Here is a 1,851-nt window from a genome sequence, read left to right as displayed (position 1 = left end):
CCAGGTCCGGGTGGCCCGGCGCGGCGGCCAGCGCACGGTCCCAGAAGGGGAGCGAGTTGCGGCCGCGGTCGTGCTCCAGCCGCGCACGGCCGTGCAGCGCGCCGAGGGTCGGGCGGATGGAGAGGCTTCGATCCAGCGCCTGCGCGGCGGCGTCCGCCTCGCCCGCCTCCGCGTGGGCCAGGCCAAGGCCGTGCCACGCGCCGGGGCGGTCGGGCGCGAGCTCGCAGGCCCGGCGGTATGCGGCGATGGCGGCGTGCGGATGGCCGGCCTTCAGCGCCACCCGCCCGAGGTTCAAGTGGGCGTCCACCAGGTTCGGCGCGACCTCCAGGGCGCGTCGAAAGGCGGCCAGGGCCGCGTCCGTCTCGCCTTGGGCGTCCAGCACGTTGCCGTAGCTGTTGATCAGGTTGGGATCGTTGGGGGCGGCCTTCAGCGCCGTCTCCAGCCGCTGGCGCGCGATGTCCGGTCGGCCGAGCCGCAGGTGGGCCAGCCCCGCCAGCTGTAGCGCCGGGAGCAGGCCGGGCTGCCCTTTGAGGAGCGCGTCGGCGAGCCGGGCGGCGGCGGCGAAGTCGCCGGCCCGAAAGGCGGCCTGCGCCTGGGCCATGCCGGTCATCGCGCGGCCCGAAGGCCTTCGATGTAGGCGACGAGCTGGCCGTACGCCGCCTCGTCGCCATAACGGCAGCCGGTGGTCTGCATCGCCCCGCCGACCGTGCGCTGCATCAGGATCGCGGGATGGGCCGGAGCGTCGGGCAGGGTGACGACGTACGACGGCGTGCCGCTGCGGTGATTGAGGAAGCGGTAGGGCTCGCCGGGCGAGGGCGCCTGGGCGAAATCCGGCTGGGCGGCGATCTCGGAGGCCAGCACGTCGAAGCCTTTGGCGCAGTCGAGCGCGGTGGGCGCAGGCGCGGGCGCCGGGGCCTGAGCCTTCTGGGCGGCCGGCCCGCAGGCGGCGAGGAGGGCCGCCAGGGCTGCGGCGGCCCAGGGCCTCACGCCAGCTCGACCCGGTAGCTTTCGATGACGGTGTTGGCCAGCAGCTTGTCGCACATCGCCTTGACCTCGGTCTCGGCGGCGGCGCGGTCCTGGGCGGCCAGGTCGAACTCGATGGTCTTGCCGACCCGCACGTGCTCGACGCCGGTCCAGCCGAGGCCGTGCAGGGCGTGCTCGACGGCCTTGCCCTGCACGTCGAGGACGCCGGGCTTCAAGAAAACATGGACCTTGGCGCGCACTAGTGGAGGCCTCCTTGGATGACCGTCGGCATCTCCTTCATGATGCCGAGCCGGCGGGCGACTTCGGTGTAGCTCTCGATGACGTTGCCCAGGTCGCGCCTGAAGCGGTCCTTGTCGAGCTTCTCGTTGGTGGCGCTGTCCCACAGCCGGCAGCTGTCGGGGCTGATCTCGTCGGCCAGGATCACCCGGGCGAAGTCGCCCTCCCAGATGCGGCCATACTCGATCTTGAAGTCCACCAGGGTGATGCCGACGGCGCCGAACATGCCGGTGAGGAAGTCGTTCACCCTGAGGGTGAGCGCCATCATGTCGTCGATCTCCTGCGTCGAGGCCCAGTTGAAGGCGGTGATGTGCTCCTCCGCGACCATCGGGTCGTGGAGCTTGTCGTCCTTGTAGTAGAACTCGATGATCGAGCGCGGCAGCGGCTGGCCTTCCGGCAGGCCAAATCGCGTCGACAGGCTGCCGGCGGCGATGTTGCGGCACACTACTTCCAGCGGAATGATCTCCACCTCGCGGATCAGCTGCTCGCGCAGGTTCAGCCGGCGGATGAAGTGGTTCTGGATCCCGATCGAGTTCAACCGGGTCATGATGTACTCGCTGATCCGGTTGTTGATGACGCCCTTGCCTTCCA

The 1,851-nt window shown here is 70.7% G+C and carries 4 protein-coding genes; all 4 read right to left on the bottom strand.

Translation table 11 applies throughout. The features are described from left to right. Positions 1 to 610, bottom strand: a 610-nt coding sequence (locus tag VHK87_RS02100; RefSeq protein WP_329633241.1) for a tetratricopeptide repeat protein, incomplete at its 3' end; no start/stop codon positions are given. Next, positions 607 to 987 carry a hypothetical protein gene (locus VHK87_RS02095; RefSeq protein ID WP_329633240.1) on the bottom strand — a complete coding sequence of 127 codons (381 nt, stop codon included), beginning with the start codon at positions 985 to 987 and terminating at the stop codon, positions 607 to 609. The genes VHK87_RS02100 and VHK87_RS02095, both read right to left, overlap by 4 nt. Next, complete coding sequence (gene purS / locus VHK87_RS02090; protein ID WP_329633239.1) at positions 984 to 1,223, bottom strand: phosphoribosylformylglycinamidine synthase subunit PurS; 240 nt, start codon at positions 1,221 to 1,223, stop codon at positions 984 to 986. Before purS ends, VHK87_RS02095 begins: the two co-directional genes overlap by 4 nt. After that, the coding region (locus VHK87_RS02085; RefSeq protein ID WP_329633238.1) for a phosphoribosylaminoimidazolesuccinocarboxamide synthase at positions 1,223 to 1,851 on the bottom strand (629 nt) is incomplete at its 5' end. The genes VHK87_RS02085 and purS, both read right to left, overlap by 1 nt.

This window comes from Phenylobacterium sp. (genome assembly GCF_036263695.1).
Classification (GTDB): Bacteria; Pseudomonadota; Alphaproteobacteria; order Caulobacterales; family Caulobacteraceae; genus Phenylobacterium.
The sequence above is the reverse complement of the archived record's forward strand: the minus strand, read 5'-3'. Positions and strand labels throughout refer to the sequence as shown.